The sequence below is a fragment of the Pseudomonas sp. 67(2021) genome (assembly GCF_017491835.1).
In the GTDB taxonomy this organism is placed as follows: Bacteria; Pseudomonadota; Gammaproteobacteria; order Pseudomonadales; family Pseudomonadaceae; genus Aquipseudomonas; species Aquipseudomonas atacamensis.
The window spans coordinates 127,993-146,160 of sequence record NZ_JAFGYL010000013.1; the positions used below are offsets into that span (position 1 = coordinate 127,993).

The following is an 18,168-nucleotide window of genomic DNA, read 5'->3' on the forward strand; positions in this document are numbered from 1 at the left end:
CGGTCACTGCACCGGCGCCCCGTCCGGCAAAAGGTAGAGGCAGTTGGCCCGCAACGCTCAAGAAAGCCATGCGCAGCCCGGTGAAGAACAAGAGGGGAGACGATGAAGGCAGTAATTTTGGCGGGTGGCCTCGGCACGCGCATCAGCGAAGAATCGCACCTCAAGCCCAAGCCGATGATCGAGATCGGCGGCAAGCCAATTCTCTGGCACATCATGAAGCAGTATTCCGCCCACGGGATCCACGACTTCGTCATCTGCCTGGGCTACAAGGGCTACGCGATCAAGGACTTCTTCGCCAACTATTTCCTGCACACCTCCGACGTCACTTTCAACATGCGTGAAAACCGCATGGACGTACATCAGAACTACAGCGAGCCGTGGAGCGTGACCCTCATCGACACCGGCGAGGAGACCATGACCGGTGGCCGCCTCTTGCGTGCCGGCCGTTACCTCAAGGATGAAGACGCGTTCTGCTTCACCTACGGCGACGGCGTTTCCGATTTGAACATCCGTGAATTGGTCGATTACCACAAGGGCCATGGTCGCCTGGCGACGGTCACTGCCGTGCAGCCACCGGGGCGCTACGGTGCACTTGAGCGTCAAGGCGATCAGGTCCTCGGCTTCACTGAAAAACCCCGTGGCGACGGCGGCTGGATCAATGGCGGCTTCTTCGTCCTGTCGCCGAAAGTCTTGCCCTACATCGCTGGCGATGAAACCACCTGGGAAGCCGAGCCGTTGGCGCGTCTGGCCCGCGAGGAGCAATTGAAAGCGTTTGAACACGACGGCTTCTGGCAACCGATGGACACCCTGCGCGACAAGAACCATCTCGAAGCGCTGTGGCAGAGCGGGGAGGCCCCATGGAAGCAATGGGCTTGAATGCGGATTTCTGGCGTGGCAAACGCGTGCTGGTCACCGGACACACCGGTTTCAAGGGCAGTTGGCTGACCCTGTGGCTGCAAAGCCTTGGTGCGCAGGTCAGCGGTTTTTCTCTGGATCCGTCGACCGAGCCGAGCCTGTTCGAACTGGCGCGCGTGCGCGAAGGCATCAATGATCAACGCGGCGATCTGCGTGACCTCGGTGCCTTGCTGGAAATCATCGCCGAGACCGAGCCGGAAATCGTCCTGCATCTGGCGGCCCAGCCTCTGGTGCGCGAGGGCTATCGCGATCCGCTTGGCACCTATTCCAGCAACGTCATGGGTACGCTGAATCTGCTCGAAGCGATTCGTCAGGTCGGCGGCGTGCGGGCCTGCGTGCTGGTGACCACCGACAAGGTCTACGCCAACAAGGAATGGCTGTGGCCATACCGCGAAGACGAAGCCCTTGGTGGACACGATCCTTACAGCAGCAGCAAGGCCTGCTGCGAATTGCTCGCGCAGTCGTACGCGGCGTCGTTCTTCCCGGCGGACAAACATGCCGAACACGGTCTGGCCTTGGCTACCGCACGCGCTGGCAATGTACTGGGCGGTGGTGATTTTGCGCCGGAGCGACTGATTCCCGACGTATTGAAAGCATGGACCGCCGACGAGCCAGTGACCCTGCGTTACCCGCAAGCCGTGCGTCCGTGGCAGCACGCGCTGGAACCGCTGGCCGGATATCTGCAACTGGCTGCTGCTCTCTACGAGTACGGCCCGGAATACGCCGGTGCGTGGAACTTCGGTCCCGGTGAGGCTGACATGTGCAGCGTCGGTGAAGTGGTTGAACTGCTCGCCAACCGTTGGCCGCAGGCCCGTGGTTTGCGCATCGAGCCGAGTGAATTGCACGAAGCCGGTCTGCTGCGTCTGGACAGCAGTCGTGCGCGGCAGGTGCTCGGCTGGCAGCCGCGCTGGTCGTTGCAGGCGTGCCTGGCGCAGACCCTGGATTGGCATCTGGCGTGGCAGAACGGCGATGACATGCGCGCCGTAACTCTGGGCCAATTGAATCTGTACCGAGGCGCGCTGTGAGCGAGTTTTCCCTGCAAGCGTTGCCGCTGGCCGGTCTGTTCTGCGTTCAGCACAAGCGCTTCGAAGATCAGCGCGGGCACTTCGCCCGGTTGTTCTGCGAAGGCAGCCTGAGTGCGTTCGGCAGCGCTTTCCACATCCGCCAGATCAACCATTCCTGCACTCGCGAGAAGGGCAGTGTGCGTGGCCTGCACTATCAGGATGCCGACGCCCCGGAAGCCAAACTGATCACGTGCCTGCGCGGTGAAGTTTGGGATGTCGCGGTGGATCTGCGTCCTGACTCGGAAACCTTTTTGCACTGGCACGCCGAGCGCTTGAAGGCGGGCGATGGCCGCAGCCTGTTGATTCCGGCCGGTTTCGCTCATGGCTTTCAGACGCTCACCGACGACGCCGAATTGCTCTATCTGCACAGCGCCGATTACGCGCCGGAACACGAGGGCGGCTTGTCGGTAAACGATCCGCGGCTGGCGATTGCCTGGCCGTTGCCTGTCAATAATTTGTCAGCGCGTGATTCCAGCCATCCCGCGCTCGATCAACACTTTGCTGGAGTGCGTCTATGAACTGCCGTGGGTGCGCCGCACCGCTGAGCCTGCCGCTGATCGACCTCGGCACTTCGCCGCCGTCCAACGCCTACGTGCACGCCGATCGCCTGGAACAGGCCGAGCAATGGGTCCCGCTGAAAGTCGCGGTGTGCGAGCAATGCTGGCTGGTCCAGACTGAGGACTACACCAGTGCCGACAGACTTTTCGACGCCGAATATGCCTATTTCAGTTCGTTTTCCAGCACTTGGCTGAATCACGCCGAGCGCTATGTCGCCGAGATGAGCGAGCGCTTCGGGCTGAACGCCGACAGCCGTGTGGTCGAGGTCGCCGCCAATGACGGGTACCTGCTACAATACGTCGCCGCGCGCGGCATCCCGTGCCTGGGCGTCGAGCCGACCCGCAGCACCGCACAGGCTGCACGCGAGAAAGGCCTGGAGATTCGTGAGCTGTTTTTCGGCCGCGACACCGCCACGCAATTGCGCAGCGAAGGCTGGAGCGCCGACCTGATGGCGGCCAACAACGTGCTCGCCCATGTGCCGGAGATCAACGATTTCCTCGCCGGCTTCGCGATGTTGCTCAAGCCGACCGGCGTCGCCACCTTCGAGTTTCCGCAACTGCTGACGCTGATGGCCGGCGCGCAGTTCGACACGCTGTATCACGAACATTATTCCTACCTGTCGCTGACCTCCGTGCGGACCCTGTGCGAGCGCAACGGCCTGGAAGTGTTCGACGTCAGCCAGTTGAGCACGCACGGCGGCTCGCTGCGCGTATTCGTGCAGCGCAAGGACGGCCAGCGCCGCACTGTTCTCCCGGCAGTTCAGCAACAACTGCAGGCCGAACTCGATGCCGGGGTGAAAACCGCCGAGTACTACGCGACCCTCGCGCCTGCTGCCGAACGCATCAAACATGACCTGCTGCGCTTCCTGTTGCAGGCCAAGGTCGACGGTAAACGTGTGGTCGGATACGGCGCGGCAGCCAAGGGCAATACCTTGCTCAATTACGCCGGGGTCAAGCCAGACTTGCTCGCTTGGGTCGCGGATGCCAACCCGCACAAACAGGGCAAGTTCTTGCCGGGCAGTCGCATCCCGATAGTGGCACCGGCGCAGATCGACATTGAGAAACCGGACTACGTGCTGGTGCTGCCGTGGAACCTGCTGCACGAAGTCAGTCAGCAACTGGCGCAGATGCGTCAGTGGGACGGGCGCTTCGTCATCGCCGTGCCTGAGTTGAAAGTGCTGTGAAGGTTCTGGTTACCGGCGCTACCGGTTTCGTCGGTCGGCATCTGGTTGCTGCATTGCTTGAACGCGGCTGCGAAATTCGCGCGGTAGCTCGCAACGCAGAAACGGCGCGAAGCATACCGTGGATCGACGACGTCGAGTTCGTCAGCGCGGATATTCACGCTGCCGATCTGAATGTCGTAGCGCTGACCGAAGGCATCGATGCACTCGTGCATCTGGCCTGGCCGGGGCTGCCGAACTATCGGGCGCTGTTTCATTTCGAGCACAACCTGATGGCCGATTACCGCTTTATCAAAAGTGCGGTCGAGGCGGGCGTGCAGCAGGTTCTGGTTACCGGTACCTGTTTCGAATACGGCATGCAGAGCGGCCCGCTCAGCGAGTCAACCGAGCCACGGCCGAGCAATCCTTACGGTCTGGCCAAGCACACGCTGCACTTGTTTTTGCAGAACCTGCAGCAGGAGCGGCCGTTCACTTTGCAGTGGGCGCGGTTGTTCTACCTGCATGGCCAAGGGCAGAACCCCAACAGTCTGTTGGCCGCGCTGGACCGGGCGATCGATAGCGGTGAGCCGACCTTCAACATGTCGGCCGGTGAGCAGTTGCGCGATTTCCTCGCAATTGAAACCGCTGCGAGTCATCTCGCCGCGATCCTCCATCAGCGCGACTTCGCTGGCGTAGTCAACTGCGCCAGCGGTCAACCGGTGTCGGTGCGTGCGCTGGTCGAACAGCGCTTGCGTGAGCGTGGCGCAACGCTGGATTTGAACCTCGGCCACTATCCCTATCCGACCCACGAGCCCATGGCGTTCTGGGCTGTGGTGGAGCGGTTACAACAATTACTCGAGGCGCAGCGCAGCGACTGATGCGCCTGCCGCGAAGGCCTTTTGGCCATGTGCAAACCCAATGAATTTTCAGTGAGACCAACAATGAGCGATAACCTGATCAAAGCCTTCGAAGCAGAGTGCCAGGCTGAAGTGGTTGCCCAAGGCCGGAACCAGGAACTCAAGGCGCTGGCCCAGCAGTTCTATAACGAGTCGGCCAAGCACAAGTACACCTATCACTTTTCGTGGATGGGTCGCCCGATCATTCAATTGCCGCAAGACATGATGGCGATGCAGGAACTGATCTGGCGGATCAAGCCGGACCTGGTGATCGAGTGCGGTATCGCTCATGGCGGTTCGATCATTTACTACGCTTCGTTGCTGGAGCTGCAGGGTCATGGCGAAGTGCTCGGCATTGATCGCGATATCCGCGCGCACAACCGTGAGGCCATCGAAAGCCATCCGATGATCAAGCGCATCAGCATGATCGAAGGTTCCAGCCTTGACCCGGCGGTGGTCGAGCAGGTGCGTCAGGCGGCTGCTGGCAAGAAAGTCATCGTGGTGCTCGACTCCAACCATACCCACGAACACGTCCTGGAAGAGTTGCGTCTCTACGCACCATTGGTGTCGGTGGACAGCTATTGCGTGGTCATGGACACCGTCGTCGAGGACATGCCGGCCGATGCTTTCCCGGATCGTCCGTGGGGCCCGGGTGACAACCCTAAGACTGCGGTGTGGGCTTATCTCAAGGAAAACGCTGATTTTGAAATCGATCAGCAGATGCAGGACAAGTTGCTGATCACCGTTGCTTCGGACGGTTATCTGCGTCGGGTTCGTTGACAGTTTTTCATTACAGTGTTTTCGCACGGTTTGATCGCGGCAGGAGAAGTTATGCAAGGCAAGTACGGTTCTGAAAACACGCTGCCATTGAGCGAGTTGCTGACAGTGGTACTGATCACTCACAACCGCCCGGCTTTTTTGCGCCGAGCGCTGCAGTACTACAGCAGCCTGCCTTGCAAGGTGCTGGTGCTGGATTCTTCCCCCGAGCGCCCGGAAGGTGATTTTTCGGCGGTCGATTATCAGCACTTGCCGCAATTTGCCTACTGGGGCATGCAGGCCAAACTGACTTACGGCGTTGCGCAGTTGACCACGCCGTACATGGTGTTTGCCGCCGACGACGACTTCATCCTGCATGAGTCGCTGGCCGAATCGGTCAGGTTCCTCGAAGCGAACCGTGACTACGGCCTGTGCCACGGTTACTGCCTGATGTACCTGGCGCTGGCGGGAAGCGTCAGCTACTACCGTCGCGACAAGAAGATCTGTGAAGACTACGCATCCGAGCGCGCCGAGGATCGCGTCCTCGATTTCATGCATCAGTACGTACCGCCGTTTTACGGCGTGTGCCGTACTTCGATCATTCAGGACTGGTACGCCGCTTTGCCGGCAGGCACCAGCTTCGAATGGCAGGAAATCGGCCACACCTATTATCTGCTGGCAAACGCCAAGGCGCGGATCCTGCCGATCCCGTATGTCGTGCGCGAGATCAACATCGGCTTCTCTGACCACAACACCGAGGTCTATCACGCACTGTCCTATACCGATGCCAAGTCGGTGGCCGAACGGGAAGCCTTCGCAGAATTCCTTGCGTCCTTGCCGACCGCCATCACCGATCTCGATCAGGCGCAGCGCAAGGCATTTGCCCTGAAAAGCTTCGAGGCCATGACCGACAGTCTGGTCTCTGGGCGTGCGTTGACGACCGAGCTGATTTTCGAGTCGACCTGGAACAACTTCACCAAGGCACCTGAACGCAAATTCGGCCCACGGCAATACGTCGAGATGCCGTTTTACAACCAGCACTTCTTCGACTTGCTGACCCAGTTCGAATTCCTCTTGCATGCGATGCCCGCCGGGCGTATTCAGCTTGAGAAGCTTGAAGGCGTCTGGACCCGGCAGGAGTATCTGCTGCAGGCGCGTAATAACGACACCCCTGAAAGTGTCACCGACCGGCTGTGGCAAGCTCATGACAGCAACGCGTTCAACCGTCACGTGGTCAAGCGTCTGGCCGAGCAACTTCAGCTGGTTGGCGAGGAAGTGCCTGCACAGGAAATGCTCGAGTGGGACGCGCGTCTTGAAGTCGTGTCGAACCTTGATCACTACCCGCTCTTCCGCAAGATGCGCTCGGGGCGTTTGCTCGATTGGCTGGCGGCGCGCAAGCCTGACGCCGAACAGGCTGGGTCAATTGCTGCGCGTCTGGCCGCCAGCAACGGCGGACCGCAATTCGGTATTTTCCTGCTTGACCTGGATGACAGTATCGAGAAGCTGCAAATCACGCTCGACAGCCTTGTCGAAGGGATCAGCAAAGCTTTCAAGATTGTAGTCTTCACCACGGGTGAGCCGCAGACCGCGACTACCGCGCAAAACACCTTGCATTTTGTTCGGGTTACCCCGGGCAATCTTGTCGACAAGCTCAACCAGAGCGCTGCGCAGTCGCCTTGCGACTGGTTGCTGCTGGCGAACGTGGGCGACGAATTCACTCCGGCCGGCCTGGGCCGCGCGGGTCTGGAACTGATGGCGGCCAGCGGTGTTCGCGCAGTAGCGACTGATGAAATTCAGCGCACTGCCGAAGGAGCGCTGGTCGACGTGTTCCGCCCCGGTTTCAACCTTGATCTGCTGCAAAGCGTGCCATCGCTGATGGCGCGGCACTGGCTGATCCGTCGCGAAGTGTTGCTTGAAGCGGGTGGCTATCAGGCCGACTTCAGCAAAGCGCTGGAATTCGATCTGTTGCTGCGCATCATCGAACAGGGCGGCCTCGACGGTCTGGCGCACCTCGACGAGCCGCTGCTGATCACCGAGCAGGCGCCTCTGGAAGAAAACGCCCATGAGCGTCTGGCGCTGCTGCGTCACTTGGGCAATCGCGGTTACAAGGCCAAGGTCACCTCGGCGCTGCCGGGCACCTGGCAGATCGATTATCGCCATACCGAACAACCGCTGGTGTCGATCATTGTGCCGGTCATTGATGATCTGCCGGCACTGCGTCGCTGCCTCGAAGGCGTGCTGCTGCGCACCCGTTACAGCCGCTACGAAGTGCTGTTGGCCGCCAACGCCAACCAGTCGGCAGCGGTCAACGACTGGCTGGGCACGCTGCGCCACGCCAAGGTCAACGTACTGCGTGCCGATCAGCCACTCGGCGAAGTCGCGTTGTACAACGCCGCCAGCGAGCAGGCGCAGGGTGAATACCTGGTGCTGCTGGCCGCCGACAGCGAAGTGGTCAACCCGAACTGGATCGATTCGCTGCTCAACCATGCCCAGCGTCCTGAAGTCGGCATCGTCGGCGCCAAACTGGTCGATCGTGATGGCAAGGTTGCTCAGGCCGGTCTGATTCTCGGCCTCAACGATGGCGTCGGTTCGCCCTTCATCGGCGAGAAACACAAGGCTGAGGGTTACATGCAGCGTCTGGCTGTCGAGCAGAATTACTCGGCGGTGTCCAAGGTGTGCCTGATGATTGGCAAGGACATGTTCAATGCACTTGGTGGCCTGGACGAGATGACCTTCGCTGCGGGCTATGCCGATGTCGATCTGTGCCTCAAGGCCGGACAGGCCGGTTACCTCACCGTGTGGACGCCACTGGTGCAGGTGCTGCACACCGGCGAGCTGCCACAGGCGCCAGCGGCATTGGCGGCACTGCGTGAAAAGTGGCCGGATGCTTTCGCGCAGGACCCGGCGTACAACGCCAACCTGGCCCTGAGTGGCAAAGGTTTCACTCTTGGCGAAAACGCCTCGATCAATTGGGCGCAGTTGCTCGCCTGAGCAGGCCGGACAGGAATCACCACATGTTCAACGGACAATCGATTTTCATCTCCGGCGGCACTGGCTCGTTCGGCCGTAACTTCATTCGCCGCTTGCTCGAGCAATACCAGCCCAAGCGCGTCGTGGTGTTCTCTCGCGACGAGCTGAAGCAGTACGAAATGCAGCAGACGTTCAACGCGCCATGCATGCGTTATTTCATCGGTGACGTGCGTGACGCCGAGCGCTTGCGTCAGGCCATGCGCGGCATCGATTACGTCGTCCATGCTGCGGCGTTGAAGCAGGTGCCGGCGGCGGAATACAACCCGACTGAATGCATCCGCACCAACGTCAATGGCGCGGAGAACATCATCGCCGCCGCCATCGACAATGGCGTGAAGAAAGTCGTCGCGCTGTCCACCGACAAAGCGGCCAGCCCGATCAATCTGTACGGTGCGACCAAGTTGCTCTCGGACAAATTATTCGTCGCCGCCAACAACATCGCCGGCGAGCAGCAGACCCGTTTCGCCGTGGTGCGCTATGGCAATGTCGCTGGCTCGCGTGGTTCGGTGGTGCCGTTCTTCAGCAAGCTGATCGCTGACGGCGCGCAAGAATTGCCGATCACCGACGAGCGCATGACGCGGTTCTGGATCACTCTCGACCACGGCGTGCAGTTCGTCCTCGATAGCTTCGCTCGCATGCACGGCGGCGAAGTGTTCGTGCCGAAGATTCCGTCGATCCGCATCGTCGATCTGGCGCGTGGCATGGCCGAGCATCTGCCGCACAAGAACGTCGGCATTCGTCCCGGTGAGAAGCTGCACGAACTGATGGTGCCGCTGGACGATGCGCGCATGACCCTTGAGTTTGAAGACCATTACACGATTCAGCCGTCGATTCGTTTTACCAGCGTCGACGTCGATTTCGCCGTCGATAAACTCGGTGAACGTGGCCGTGCGGTGGGCGAGGATTTCGAGTATCGCTCGGACACCAACCCGCATTTCCTTTCAGTGGGGCAGATCGCCGATCTGCACGCGAAGCTGTCGGTATGATCCCCTACGGTCGGCAGAGCCTTGATCAGGCGGACATCGATGCGGTGGTCGAGGTGCTGCAATCGGACTGGCTGACCCAAGGGCCGACCATCGAACGCTTCGAGCAGGCCATGGCCGAGCGCTGTCAGGCCGATTTCGCCGTGGCGGTGTGCAACGCCACGGCGGCGCTGCACATCGCTTGTCTGGCCGCTGACCTGGGGCCGGGCGATCGCTTGTGGACCTCGCCGAATACGTTTCTGGCTTCAGCCAATTGCGGGCGTTATTGCGGCGCTGATGTTGATTTCGTCGACATCGATCCGCTGACCTGGAACCTCGATGCGTTCGCGCTTGAAGCGAAGCTCGAACGGGCCGAACGCGACGGCACGCTGCCCAAAGTCCTCGTCGCCGTCGCGTTCTCCGGGCAGAGCTGCGATATGCGCAAGATTGCCGACTTGGCGGTGCGCTATAAATTCACCGTGATCGAAGACGCCTCGCACGCGGTGGGCGCGAGCTACGCCGGCCGCCCGGTCGGTTGTGGCGAATTTGCGGCAATGACGGTGTTCAGTTTTCACCCGGTGAAAATCATCACCAGCGCCGAAGGCGGCATGGTCCTGACCAATCGCCCGGCGCTGGCCGAACGTCTGCGACGCCTGCGCAGCCACGGCATGACCCGCGATCCCGAGCACATGACCGAGCCCAGCCACGGGCCGTGGTATTACCAGCAAGTCGAGCTGGGCTTCAACTATCGGATCACCGATCTGCAAGCGGCGCTGGGCCTGTCGCAACTGGCCAAACTGGATGAGTTTGTTGCACGTCGCCGGGAACTGGCCGCGCGTTACGATCAACTCCTCGCCTACCTGCCGCTGACCTTGCCGAGCGCGCAACCGGAGGCCGAATCGGCGTGGCACCTTTACGTGGTGCGCGTGCAGGTCGAGCGCTGCAACCTCAGTCATCGTCAGGTGTTTGAAGCTTTGCGTGCCGCCGGTATCGGCGTGAATCTGCACTATATTCCTGTGCATCTGCAGCCGTACTATCGCGAGCTGGGTTTTGCCGAGGGCGACTTTCCCGAGGCCGAGCGCTATTACGCCGAGGCGATCAGCTTGCCGCTGTTCCCTTTGCTCAGCGAAGCACAACAGGATCAGGTGGTCGAGCAACTGCGTCGGCTGCTACTGGAGGAGTAAGGCACCGTGAGCTGCGTCGCGATCATCCCCGCCCGTGGTGGCAGCAAGCGCATCCCGCGCAAGAATCTCAAACCGTTCGACGGCGTACCGATGATCGCCCGCTCGATTCGCACGGCGCTGGGGTCAGGGCTGTTCGAGAGGGTTGTGGTCAGCACCGACGATGACGAAATCGCCGACGTCGCACGAGCACATGGCGCTGAAGTGCCGTTCATGCGACCGGCCGATCTGGCCGATGATTTCACCGGTACCGCTGCGGTGATCGTGCATGCCTTGCAGCAATTGCCGACGTTCGATTACGCCTGCTGCGTGTACGCGACCGCGCCGTTGTTGCAGGCGCGTTATCTGCGTCAGGGTCTGGATTTGCTCAAGCAGCATCCGCACAAGTCGTTTGCCTTTTCGGTGTGCGGTTTCGGTTTCCCGGTGCAGCGCGCACTGACCCTCGACGAGGAGGGCGCTTTGATGTCCATGTACCCCGAATTTCGTACCACCCGTTCGCAGGATCTGCCCGAAGCGTTTCAGGATGCCGGGCAATTTTACTGGGGGCGCAGCGAAGCGTGGTTGCGTGGCGAGACGCTGTTCTCGCCAACCAGCCTGCCGGTGGTCCTGCCGCGTCATCTGGTCCAGGACATCGACACCCCCGAGGACTGGAAACGCGCCGAATACCTGTACGCGGCGCTCAAGGCCGGCGGAGAGCTGCGATGAGGGTGCTGATCCGCGCCGACGCTTCGCCGACCATTGGCAGCGGCCACATTGCCCGCTGCCTGACCCTGGCGCGGGTGCTGCGCGGGCAGGGCAGTCATGTCGCATTTGCCTCTCGGCGTTTGCCCGGGCATCGACTCGAAGCCTTGAATGCCGAGGGCTTCGAGATCTTCGCGCTGCCCGAGCGCTATCGTGATGAGGACCCGCTGCAGGCCATCGAATCGATGTTGCCGTGGCAGTTCGATATTGATGCACTGGGCCTGCTGCTGGACGGGCAGGCACCGTTCGACTGGATCATCGTCGACCATTACGGCCTCGATCATCACTGGCAAACCGCTGCCCGGCGCTGGGCGCATCGAATCGCCGCCGTGGATGATCTGGCCACGCGGCGCTACAGCGTCGATCTGCTGCTCAATCAGAACCTGTCCGGTCTTAGCGAAAACTACGCGCCGCTGCTGCCGCCAGGCTGTCGCACCTTGCTCGGCCCGCGCTACGCCATGCTGCGCGAAGAATTCAACTGCGATGCCATCGAGATCAAACCGCAGGCGCGCCGGGTGTTGGTGAATTTCGGCGGTTTCGACGCGGCGAGGCAGACTCACCACGCGATGCTGGCGCTGGCGGATTTCACTGAGTTGCAGGTGGATTTCGTCGCTGGCGCCGACAACCCGGCGTGGACGCAGATGCAAGCGTTGGCCGAGAAGCGACCGAACTGGCGCCTGCACAGTTTCGTCAGCGATTTCCATCAGCGCATGACTGAGGCCGACCTGTTTATCGGCGCTGGCGGTGGCACCAGTTGGGAGCGCGCGGCGTTGGGCTTGCCGACCATCTGCATCGCCGTGGCGAACAATCAGCAGGCCAACGGCGAAGTCATGGCCGCTGCCGGTGCGCATGTGTTCATGGGGGCTCGCGAGCAGGTCAGCGTCGAGCAGTTGCGTGATGCGGTCGGCTTCGTCGTGAACAATCATTTTCTACGCCGCAGCCTCGCCGAGCGCTCGCGGCAACTGGTCGACGGGCGCGGTGCCGCACGCGTCGCGGCGGCGCTGGCCGGCGCGGTGCTGAAACTGCGCCCGGCGACGCTGGACGATGCGCAGTTGCTGTTCGATGGGCGCAATGCTGAAGCGGTACGGCGCTGGTCGCTGGAAACCGGCGTGATCGATTGGGCGCAGCATCTGAACTGGTTGACGGCCAGTTTGCGCAACCCTCAGCGCCTGCTGTTGATTGCCGAGGCGGACGACGGCTCGGTCGGGGTGCTGCGCTACGACTTGCGCGGGTTCGAAGCCGAAGTGTCGATTTATCTGCTGGAGGGGCGTTTCGGCCTCGGTTGGGGCAGGGCAGTGCTCAGCCGTGGCGAGGCGTTTGTCGCTGCGCACTGGCCGCAATTGACGCGCATCACTGCGCGGGTCATGCCCGCCAATCAGTCTTCATTGAAAGTCTTCCGCGACGCCGGGTTCACTCAAGAGACCTGCGCGTTCAGCCGTGTTTTGAAGGATCACCCGCATGTCTAGTTTCAAGATTGGCCAGCACACCATCGGTGCCGATGCGCCGCCGTTCATCATTGCCGAAATGAGCGGCAACCATAACCAGTCTCTCGACGTCGCTCTGCAAATCGTCGAGGCGGCGGCCAAGGCGGGAGCGCATGCCTTGAAGCTGCAAACCTACACCGCCGAAACCATGACCCTGGATTTGGCTGAAGGCGAATTCTTCATCAAGGATCCGGGTAGTCTGTGGGCCGGCACGTCGCTCTACGATCTCTACGAAAAAGCCCACACGCCGTGGGAGTGGCACGCGCCGATTTTTGCTCGGGCCAAGGAGTTGGGGATGCTCGCGTTCTCGACGCCGTTCGATGACAGCGCGGTGGATTTTCTCGAAAGCCTTGAAGTGCCAGCGTACAAGATTGCCAGTTTTGAAAACACCGATCTGCCGTTGATCCGTCGAGTGGCAGCGACCGGCAAACCACTGATCATCTCCACCGGCATGGCCAGCATCGCCGAACTGGATGAGACCGTGCGTGCCGCACGCGAGGCCGGGTGCAAGAATCTGGTGTTGCTCAAGTGCACCAGCACCTATCCGGCCACGCCCCTCAACAGCAACGTGCGCACGATCCCGCATCTGCGCGAGCTGTTTGGCTGCGAGGTCGGGCTGTCAGATCATTCGATGGGCGTTGGCGTGTCGGTGGCAGCGGTGGCGCTGGGCGCCACCGTGGTGGAGAAGCATTTCACCCTCGATCGTTCCGCCGGTGGTGTGGACGCGAGTTTCTCCCTGGAGCCGGCGGAAATGGCCAGCCTGGTGGTGGAGACCGAGCGCGCCTGGCAAGCCATGGGGCAGGTGCATTACGGCGTGACCGAGGCCGAGCGCAAGTCGCTGGTCTATCGCCGCTCGCTGTATGTCTCCGCTGACATGGCTGCCGGTGAAACCTTTACCGGCGACAATCTGCGCGCCATTCGTCCCGGTCTCGGTCTGCCGCCCAAGCACACCGATGCCGTCCTCGGACGCCGTGCGCGCACCGCGATCAAGCGCGGTACGCCGCTGGACTGGTCGCTGGTCGAATAGGCCAATCTGCCATCGATTCGGCAAAATAGCGTGACCTGCGAGTCATAACGCGCATCTTCACTGTATTGTATTGACCGGGGAGATGGCGCCTGGCCCGTTTTGCGGTTCCAGTGATAGCCCTTTGCGCTTCCCGTGGCTGCCCGTTGTGGCGGCCGTTTTCTGTTTGTCGGCGCCCCTCGAATCCTTGCGAGCGGTGGTTTTGGGCTGTTTTTTATTGGGAAGCCGTAATGATTGGCATAAAAAGCATTGCGAGCTACGTTCCTGTAGCCGGCGTGGACAATTACGCACAAGGTGCAAAATTCGAAAAGGATGAAGAGTTCATCCTTGGCAAGATCGGTTCGGCGTTCCTGCCGCGCAAAGATGCTGAGCAGGAAACTTCCGATCTGTGCGTGGAAGCGGCCAAAGCGCTGTTTGCCAGCAATCCTGAACTGAAGCGTGAATCGATCGACGCCTTGATTGTCGTCACTCAGAACGGTGACGAAGAAGGCTTGCCGCACACCGCAGCAATCGTCCAGGACAAGCTCGGCCTGCCGACCAATGTCGCAGCGTTCGATATCTCCTTGGGCTGCTCCGGTTACGTCTACGGCATCTACGCGATCAAGGGGTTCATGGAAGCCGCCGGCCTGAAGAACGGCCTGCTGATTACTGCTGACCCATATTCGAAAATCGTTGACCCGCAAGACCGCAACACCACCATGCTGTTTGGCGATGCCGCCACCGCTACGTGGATGGGCGAAAACCCGACCTGGGCGCTGGGCAAGGCCAAGTTCGGCACCGACGGTTCCGGCGCACCGCACTTGAAAGTCAGCAACGGCGTGTTCTTCATGAATGGTCGTCAGGTCTTCAACTTCGCTCTGCTGAAAGTCCCGGCGCACCTGCACGAGTTGCTCGACGATTCCAATCTCAAGGCCGATGACATCGACGCATTCTGCATTCACCAGGGCAGCGCGGCGATTGTCGACGCCGTGGCGCGACGCTTTGAAGGCGAACCGGAGAAGTTCATTAAGGACATGGTCGAGACCGGCAACACCGTGTCGTCGAGCATTCCGCTGCTGCTGGAAAAACACGTGCTTGATTCCGACTGGCAGCGCGTTGCGCTGAGCGGTTTTGGTGTCGGTCTGTCGTGGGGCTCGGCGATCATCTATCGCCCGTAAACTGCAGAAAAACCACTGATACAAAAATAGCGTTCAAGGTTAACCTTGAACGCTATTTTTTTGCCCGAGAAGGAGCGCGAGGCGCCATGAGCGAGTTTTTCCAAGCCAATGCCGAGGTGTTGCAACGGCGCTGGCCGACGCTGTTCGAGCGATTGATGGCTGAAGACAGCGCGTCCGTACAGGCCGAACTCGTGCAAGGGCTGGGCTCGACGCTGAGCGTTGACGGCATTCAGTTGACCAGTCGCCATGATCGTCTGCATGAGGCGCAGGTTCAGGCGGCAAGCCTGCCGGCAAAACCGCATCTGCATGTCTATGGCACCGGCCTGGGCGATTTGCCCGGCGTGCTGCTCGATCGCGCAGACCTGGAAAAACTGTACGTGCACATCCTCAACGGCGCGCTGTTCGCGCTGGTACTGCAACTGCTCGATCAGCGCCAGTGGCTGCAGGATCCTCGGGTCGAACTGTTTTACGCCGGTGATCATCCTGACTTCTTCACGCCATTCTTTGCCTTGCCGGCCGAGATGCTGCTGGCCGATGACTTCAACGCGAAGATCCGCGACCGGCTGACCAATGAAGTGCACCTGACATTCAACAATCGCGATTTCGATCCGCAGTCGCCACAAATCCAGCAACGCTTGCAGGAATGTCTGCCGGTGCTGCTTGGCGATGCCGATGTCGCGCAGCTGTTCGGCAGTTGCGCTGGACGTGAAATCTACGTGATCGCCACCGGCCCGACGCTGGAGCAGCATTTCGAGCGGCTGGCGGCGATTCGTCAGCGTGCCGAGCGGCCGTTGTTCATCTGTGTTGATACCGCTTATCGACCGTTGCGCGAACACGGCATCGTGCCTGATCTGGTGGTGAGCATCGATCAGCGCATCGGCTTTCGGCATCTGCCCTTCGATACGTCTGACGGCATTACCCTGGTGTACCTGCCGATGAGCGACCCGCAGGTATTGAAGGCATGGAAGGGCAAGCGCTATGGCGGCTATTCGGCCAGCCCGATCTACAGCGACCTGCGAGAACAGTATCCACGCGGTGAGCTGCATGTCGGCGGTAGCGTGATCCATCCGGCGGTGGACCTCGCGGTAAAAATGGGCGTGAGGCGTATCACGCTATTTGGCGCTGACTTCGCTTTCCCGATGAACAAGACTCACGCGGGTTGGAATGACGGCGATCTCGGACCACCGGTGAATCAGGCGCGGCACTGGGTGCGCGATGGCTACGGTCAGCGCGTCAGCACTCAGCTGAACTTTCGCGGTTATCTGTGTGTGCTTGAGCGTTATATCGCCGCGCATCCGCAGGTCGAGTTTCTCAACAGCAGCCGCGCCGGTGCATTGATTGCCGGGACCGCTTTCAATCCGGAGTTCGTGCAATGAGTGCGCTGGGTCAGTGTCAGGATCAGTGTCGTCAGTGTGCCGCGTTGTTTCGCCTTGGGCGTGACGTTGAGGCGGCACTGACGATGGTCGATGCATTCGAACAGGCCCAGCAATGTCTGGCGTCTGCCTCAGTGGATATCCAGCAGGCGTGGGCACAGGTGCTCACGCAAATGCTCGACTGTCAGGAGCGCCAGGACTGGTTGGGCCTGGCTGACTATATGGAATACGAACTGGTCGAATTGCTGGAAAGTGCCAGGCGCTGAACCGCTGCGCAGCGCTGGCCCGCGGCTTTGCGTTACAGGCGGTTTTATGACGTCATTTTTTCGCGCTGGATGTGCTGCTAAGTCTTTGTTTTCTCGGGGGTGGCGTGGTGATGGCAAAATTTTTTCAAAAAGCCCTCAAGCAACCTGCAATCCCGACGATAACTATTACGAAGGTTCTCTAGGCCATACCCGGCGGTTGCCAGGGCCGGAAGCCGCAGTACCCAACCAACGAGGAATTCGTCATGGCTTTAACAGTAAACACCAACACCACATCGTTGAACGTTCAGAAAAACCTGAACCGCGCTTCCGACGCTCTGTCCACTTCGATGCAGCGCCTGTCTTCCGGCCTGAAAATCAACAGCGCCAAAGACGACGCCGCTGGCCTGCAGATCTCCACTCGTATGCAATCGCAAATCCGTGGTGGCAACCAGGCTATCCAGAACGCCAACGACGGTATCTCCGTTGCCCAGACCGCTGAAGGCGCTCTGCAAGCTACCACCGACATCCTGCAGCGTATGCGTGAGCTGGCTGTTAAAGCACGTACCGGCACCAACGGCACTGCTGACCAGAAAGCAACCAACCTTGAATTCGCCGACATGTCCGACGAAATCAGCCGTATCGCAGCTTCCACCAACCTGAACGGCAAAAACCTGCTGGACGGTTCGGCTGGTACTGTGACTCTGCAAGTTGGCGCAAACACCGGTACTGCCAACCACATCGACCTGGTACTGAGCTCCAAGTTCGACGCCGTCAGCCTGTCCGTGGACAAAGCTACCCTAGCTCTGACCGGTACCGACGCCGCTACTGCTGGCACCAACATTGACGCTGCTATCACTGCAATCGACGCTGCTATCGCTGCGATCGGTGATACCCGTGCCAGCCTGGGTGCTTCGCAGAACCGTCTGACCAGCACCATCTCCAACCTGCAGAACATCGTTGAGAACACCACCGCTGCACAGGGTCGTGTACAAGACACCGACTTCGCCGCTGAAACTGCTAACCTGACCAAGCAGCAAACTCTGCAGCAAGCTTCCACTTCGGTTCTGGCTCAAGCCAACCAACTGCCTTCCGCTGTACTGAAGCTGCTTCAGTAATTCGGAATGAGTTTGAGCGGGGGAGTGCGCTGGTCGTGCTCTCTCGCTTTTTTACGTTAGGAGGTGATGAGCATGGACATGAGCGTCAAGCTTAACCTGTCTTATCCGGCTCCCAAGCCAGTCACGTCGGTTGCTGAAAAACCGTCGGAAACGCCCGAGGTGGCCAAGGTTCAAGCGCCGGTCGCTGCCAAGAGTCGGGATTCGGACGACACCAAGTTGAAATTGGCAGTGCAGGAGATCGAGAAGTTCGTTCAATCGATCAAGCGCAATCTGGAATTCTCTATCGACGAGCATTCCGGCAAAGTCATCGTCAAGGTGATTGCAAGCGAGACGGGTGAGATCGTGCGACAGATTCCCTCCGCAGAAGCCCTCAAGCTGGCAGACAGCCTCGCCAATGCAAGCCACGTGCTGTTCGACGCCAAAGTCTGATAGCTGGCATGAATAGTGTTTGTTCGTTCTCAGGACGCCTGTAGCGGTCAAAAGAATGGCAACAATCTGAAGGGAGATG

17 protein-coding genes are annotated in these 18,168 nt (G+C 60.3%); all 17 read left to right on the forward strand.

What is annotated here, in order from left to right; all coding sequences use genetic code 11:
* The first annotated feature begins 102 nt into the window (after positions 1 to 102).
* The 17 genes from rfbF (at position 103) to J5M66_RS17275 (ending at position 18,089) form a co-directional block, all read left to right on the forward strand.
* Entirely contained in the window at positions 103 to 876 is a 774-nt protein-coding gene (rfbF, locus tag J5M66_RS17195) for a glucose-1-phosphate cytidylyltransferase (protein WP_207808727.1), read from the forward strand.
* The gene (gene rfbG / locus J5M66_RS17200; protein ID WP_207808724.1) at positions 858 to 1,940 is read left to right on the forward strand and encodes a CDP-glucose 4,6-dehydratase; all 1,083 of its coding nucleotides are present in this window, start codon (positions 858 to 860) and stop codon (positions 1,938 to 1,940) included. The genes rfbF and rfbG overlap by 19 nt, the downstream gene beginning before the upstream one ends.
* Positions 1,937 to 2,497, forward strand: a complete 561-nt coding sequence (gene rfbC / locus J5M66_RS17205; RefSeq protein ID WP_207808722.1) for a dTDP-4-dehydrorhamnose 3,5-epimerase — start codon at positions 1,937 to 1,939, stop codon at positions 2,495 to 2,497. The genes rfbG and rfbC overlap by 4 nt, the downstream gene beginning before the upstream one ends.
* A complete protein-coding gene (locus J5M66_RS17210; RefSeq protein ID WP_207808719.1) occupies positions 2,494 to 3,720 on the forward strand; it encodes a class I SAM-dependent methyltransferase in 1,227 nt (408 codons plus the stop codon). The genes rfbC and J5M66_RS17210 overlap by 4 nt, the downstream gene beginning before the upstream one ends.
* Positions 3,717 to 4,574 carry an NAD(P)-dependent oxidoreductase gene (locus tag J5M66_RS17215; protein ID WP_207808716.1) on the forward strand — a complete coding sequence of 286 codons (858 nt, stop codon included), beginning with the start codon at positions 3,717 to 3,719 and terminating at the stop codon, positions 4,572 to 4,574. The genes J5M66_RS17210 and J5M66_RS17215 overlap by 4 nt, the downstream gene beginning before the upstream one ends.
* Before the next feature lie 63 nt (positions 4,575 to 4,637).
* Entirely contained in the window at positions 4,638 to 5,372 is a 735-nt protein-coding gene (locus tag J5M66_RS17220; RefSeq protein WP_207808714.1) for a cephalosporin hydroxylase family protein, read from the forward strand.
* Between the two features lie 51 nt (positions 5,373 to 5,423).
* Complete coding sequence (locus tag J5M66_RS17225; RefSeq protein WP_207808712.1) at positions 5,424 to 8,339, forward strand: TIGR00180 family glycosyltransferase; 2,916 nt, start codon at positions 5,424 to 5,426, stop codon at positions 8,337 to 8,339.
* A 23-nt stretch (positions 8,340 to 8,362) separates the two neighbouring features.
* Positions 8,363 to 9,364: a UDP-N-acetylglucosamine 4,6-dehydratase (inverting) gene (gene pseB / locus J5M66_RS17230; RefSeq protein ID WP_130901151.1), complete on the forward strand. Its 1,002-nt coding sequence runs from the start codon at positions 8,363 to 8,365 to the stop codon at positions 9,362 to 9,364.
* Positions 9,361 to 10,524 (forward strand): UDP-4-amino-4,6-dideoxy-N-acetyl-beta-L-altrosamine transaminase, encoded by a 1,164-nt coding sequence (gene pseC / locus J5M66_RS17235; RefSeq protein WP_207808710.1) that lies wholly within the window; start codon positions 9,361 to 9,363, stop codon positions 10,522 to 10,524. Before pseB ends, pseC begins: the two co-directional genes overlap by 4 nt.
* Before the next feature lie 6 nt (positions 10,525 to 10,530).
* Positions 10,531 to 11,226, forward strand: coding sequence for a pseudaminic acid cytidylyltransferase (pseF, locus tag J5M66_RS17240; protein ID WP_207808702.1), 696 nt, complete (start codon positions 10,531 to 10,533; stop codon positions 11,224 to 11,226).
* On the forward strand, positions 11,223 to 12,728 hold the full coding sequence (gene pseG, locus J5M66_RS17245) for a UDP-2,4-diacetamido-2,4,6-trideoxy-beta-L-altropyranose hydrolase (protein ID WP_123442852.1): 1,506 nt from the start codon (positions 11,223 to 11,225) through the stop codon (positions 12,726 to 12,728). Before pseF ends, pseG begins: the two co-directional genes overlap by 4 nt.
* Positions 12,721 to 13,773, forward strand: coding sequence for a pseudaminic acid synthase (gene pseI, locus J5M66_RS17250; RefSeq protein ID WP_207808700.1), 1,053 nt, complete (start codon positions 12,721 to 12,723; stop codon positions 13,771 to 13,773). The genes pseG and pseI overlap by 8 nt, the downstream gene beginning before the upstream one ends.
* A gap of 227 nt (positions 13,774 to 14,000) precedes the next feature.
* Positions 14,001 to 14,927, forward strand: a complete 927-nt coding sequence (locus tag J5M66_RS17255) for a ketoacyl-ACP synthase III (protein ID WP_207808698.1) — start codon at positions 14,001 to 14,003, stop codon at positions 14,925 to 14,927.
* Between the two features lie 86 nt (positions 14,928 to 15,013).
* On the forward strand, positions 15,014 to 16,303 hold the full coding sequence (locus J5M66_RS17260; RefSeq protein ID WP_207808696.1) for a 6-hydroxymethylpterin diphosphokinase MptE-like protein: 1,290 nt from the start codon (positions 15,014 to 15,016) through the stop codon (positions 16,301 to 16,303).
* Complete coding sequence (locus J5M66_RS17265; RefSeq protein WP_123442849.1) at positions 16,300 to 16,566, forward strand: hypothetical protein; 267 nt, start codon at positions 16,300 to 16,302, stop codon at positions 16,564 to 16,566. The genes J5M66_RS17260 and J5M66_RS17265 overlap by 4 nt, the downstream gene beginning before the upstream one ends.
* A 242-nt stretch (positions 16,567 to 16,808) precedes the next feature.
* Complete coding sequence (locus J5M66_RS17270; protein ID WP_071171432.1) at positions 16,809 to 17,660, forward strand: flagellin domain-containing protein; 852 nt, start codon at positions 16,809 to 16,811, stop codon at positions 17,658 to 17,660.
* Positions 17,661 to 17,732: 72 nt separating this feature from the next.
* Positions 17,733 to 18,089, forward strand: a complete 357-nt coding sequence (locus J5M66_RS17275) for a flagellar protein FlaG (RefSeq protein WP_207808694.1) — start codon at positions 17,733 to 17,735, stop codon at positions 18,087 to 18,089.
* The last annotated feature ends 79 nt before the right edge of the window (positions 18,090 to 18,168 follow it).

Bases quoted from the DNA above. Each gene is read 5' to 3' on its own strand.
- rfbF (WP_207808727.1), top strand. From the start codon at position 103: ATGAAGGCAGTAATTTTGGCGGGTGGCCTCGGCACGCGCATCAGCGAA.
- rfbG (WP_207808724.1), top strand. From the start codon at position 858: ATGGAAGCAATGGGCTTGAATGCGGATTTCTGGCGTGGCAAACGCGTG.
- J5M66_RS17210 (WP_207808719.1), top strand. From the start codon at position 2,494: ATGAACTGCCGTGGGTGCGCCGCACCGCTGAGCCTGCCGCTGATCGAC.
- J5M66_RS17220 (WP_207808714.1), top strand. From the start codon at position 4,638: ATGAGCGATAACCTGATCAAAGCCTTCGAAGCAGAGTGCCAGGCTGAA.
- J5M66_RS17225 (WP_207808712.1), top strand. From the start codon at position 5,424: ATGCAAGGCAAGTACGGTTCTGAAAACACGCTGCCATTGAGCGAGTTG.
- pseB (WP_130901151.1), top strand. From the start codon at position 8,363: ATGTTCAACGGACAATCGATTTTCATCTCCGGCGGCACTGGCTCGTTC.
- pseC (WP_207808710.1), top strand. From the start codon at position 9,361: ATGATCCCCTACGGTCGGCAGAGCCTTGATCAGGCGGACATCGATGCG.
- pseG (WP_123442852.1), top strand. From the start codon at position 11,223: ATGAGGGTGCTGATCCGCGCCGACGCTTCGCCGACCATTGGCAGCGGC.
- pseI (WP_207808700.1), top strand. From the start codon at position 12,721: ATGTCTAGTTTCAAGATTGGCCAGCACACCATCGGTGCCGATGCGCCG.
- J5M66_RS17255 (WP_207808698.1), top strand. From the start codon at position 14,001: ATGATTGGCATAAAAAGCATTGCGAGCTACGTTCCTGTAGCCGGCGTG.
- J5M66_RS17260 (WP_207808696.1), top strand. From the start codon at position 15,014: ATGAGCGAGTTTTTCCAAGCCAATGCCGAGGTGTTGCAACGGCGCTGG.
- J5M66_RS17265 (WP_123442849.1), top strand. From the start codon at position 16,300: ATGAGTGCGCTGGGTCAGTGTCAGGATCAGTGTCGTCAGTGTGCCGCG.
- J5M66_RS17270 (WP_071171432.1), top strand. From the start codon at position 16,809: ATGGCTTTAACAGTAAACACCAACACCACATCGTTGAACGTTCAGAAA.
- J5M66_RS17275 (WP_207808694.1), top strand. From the start codon at position 17,733: ATGGACATGAGCGTCAAGCTTAACCTGTCTTATCCGGCTCCCAAGCCA.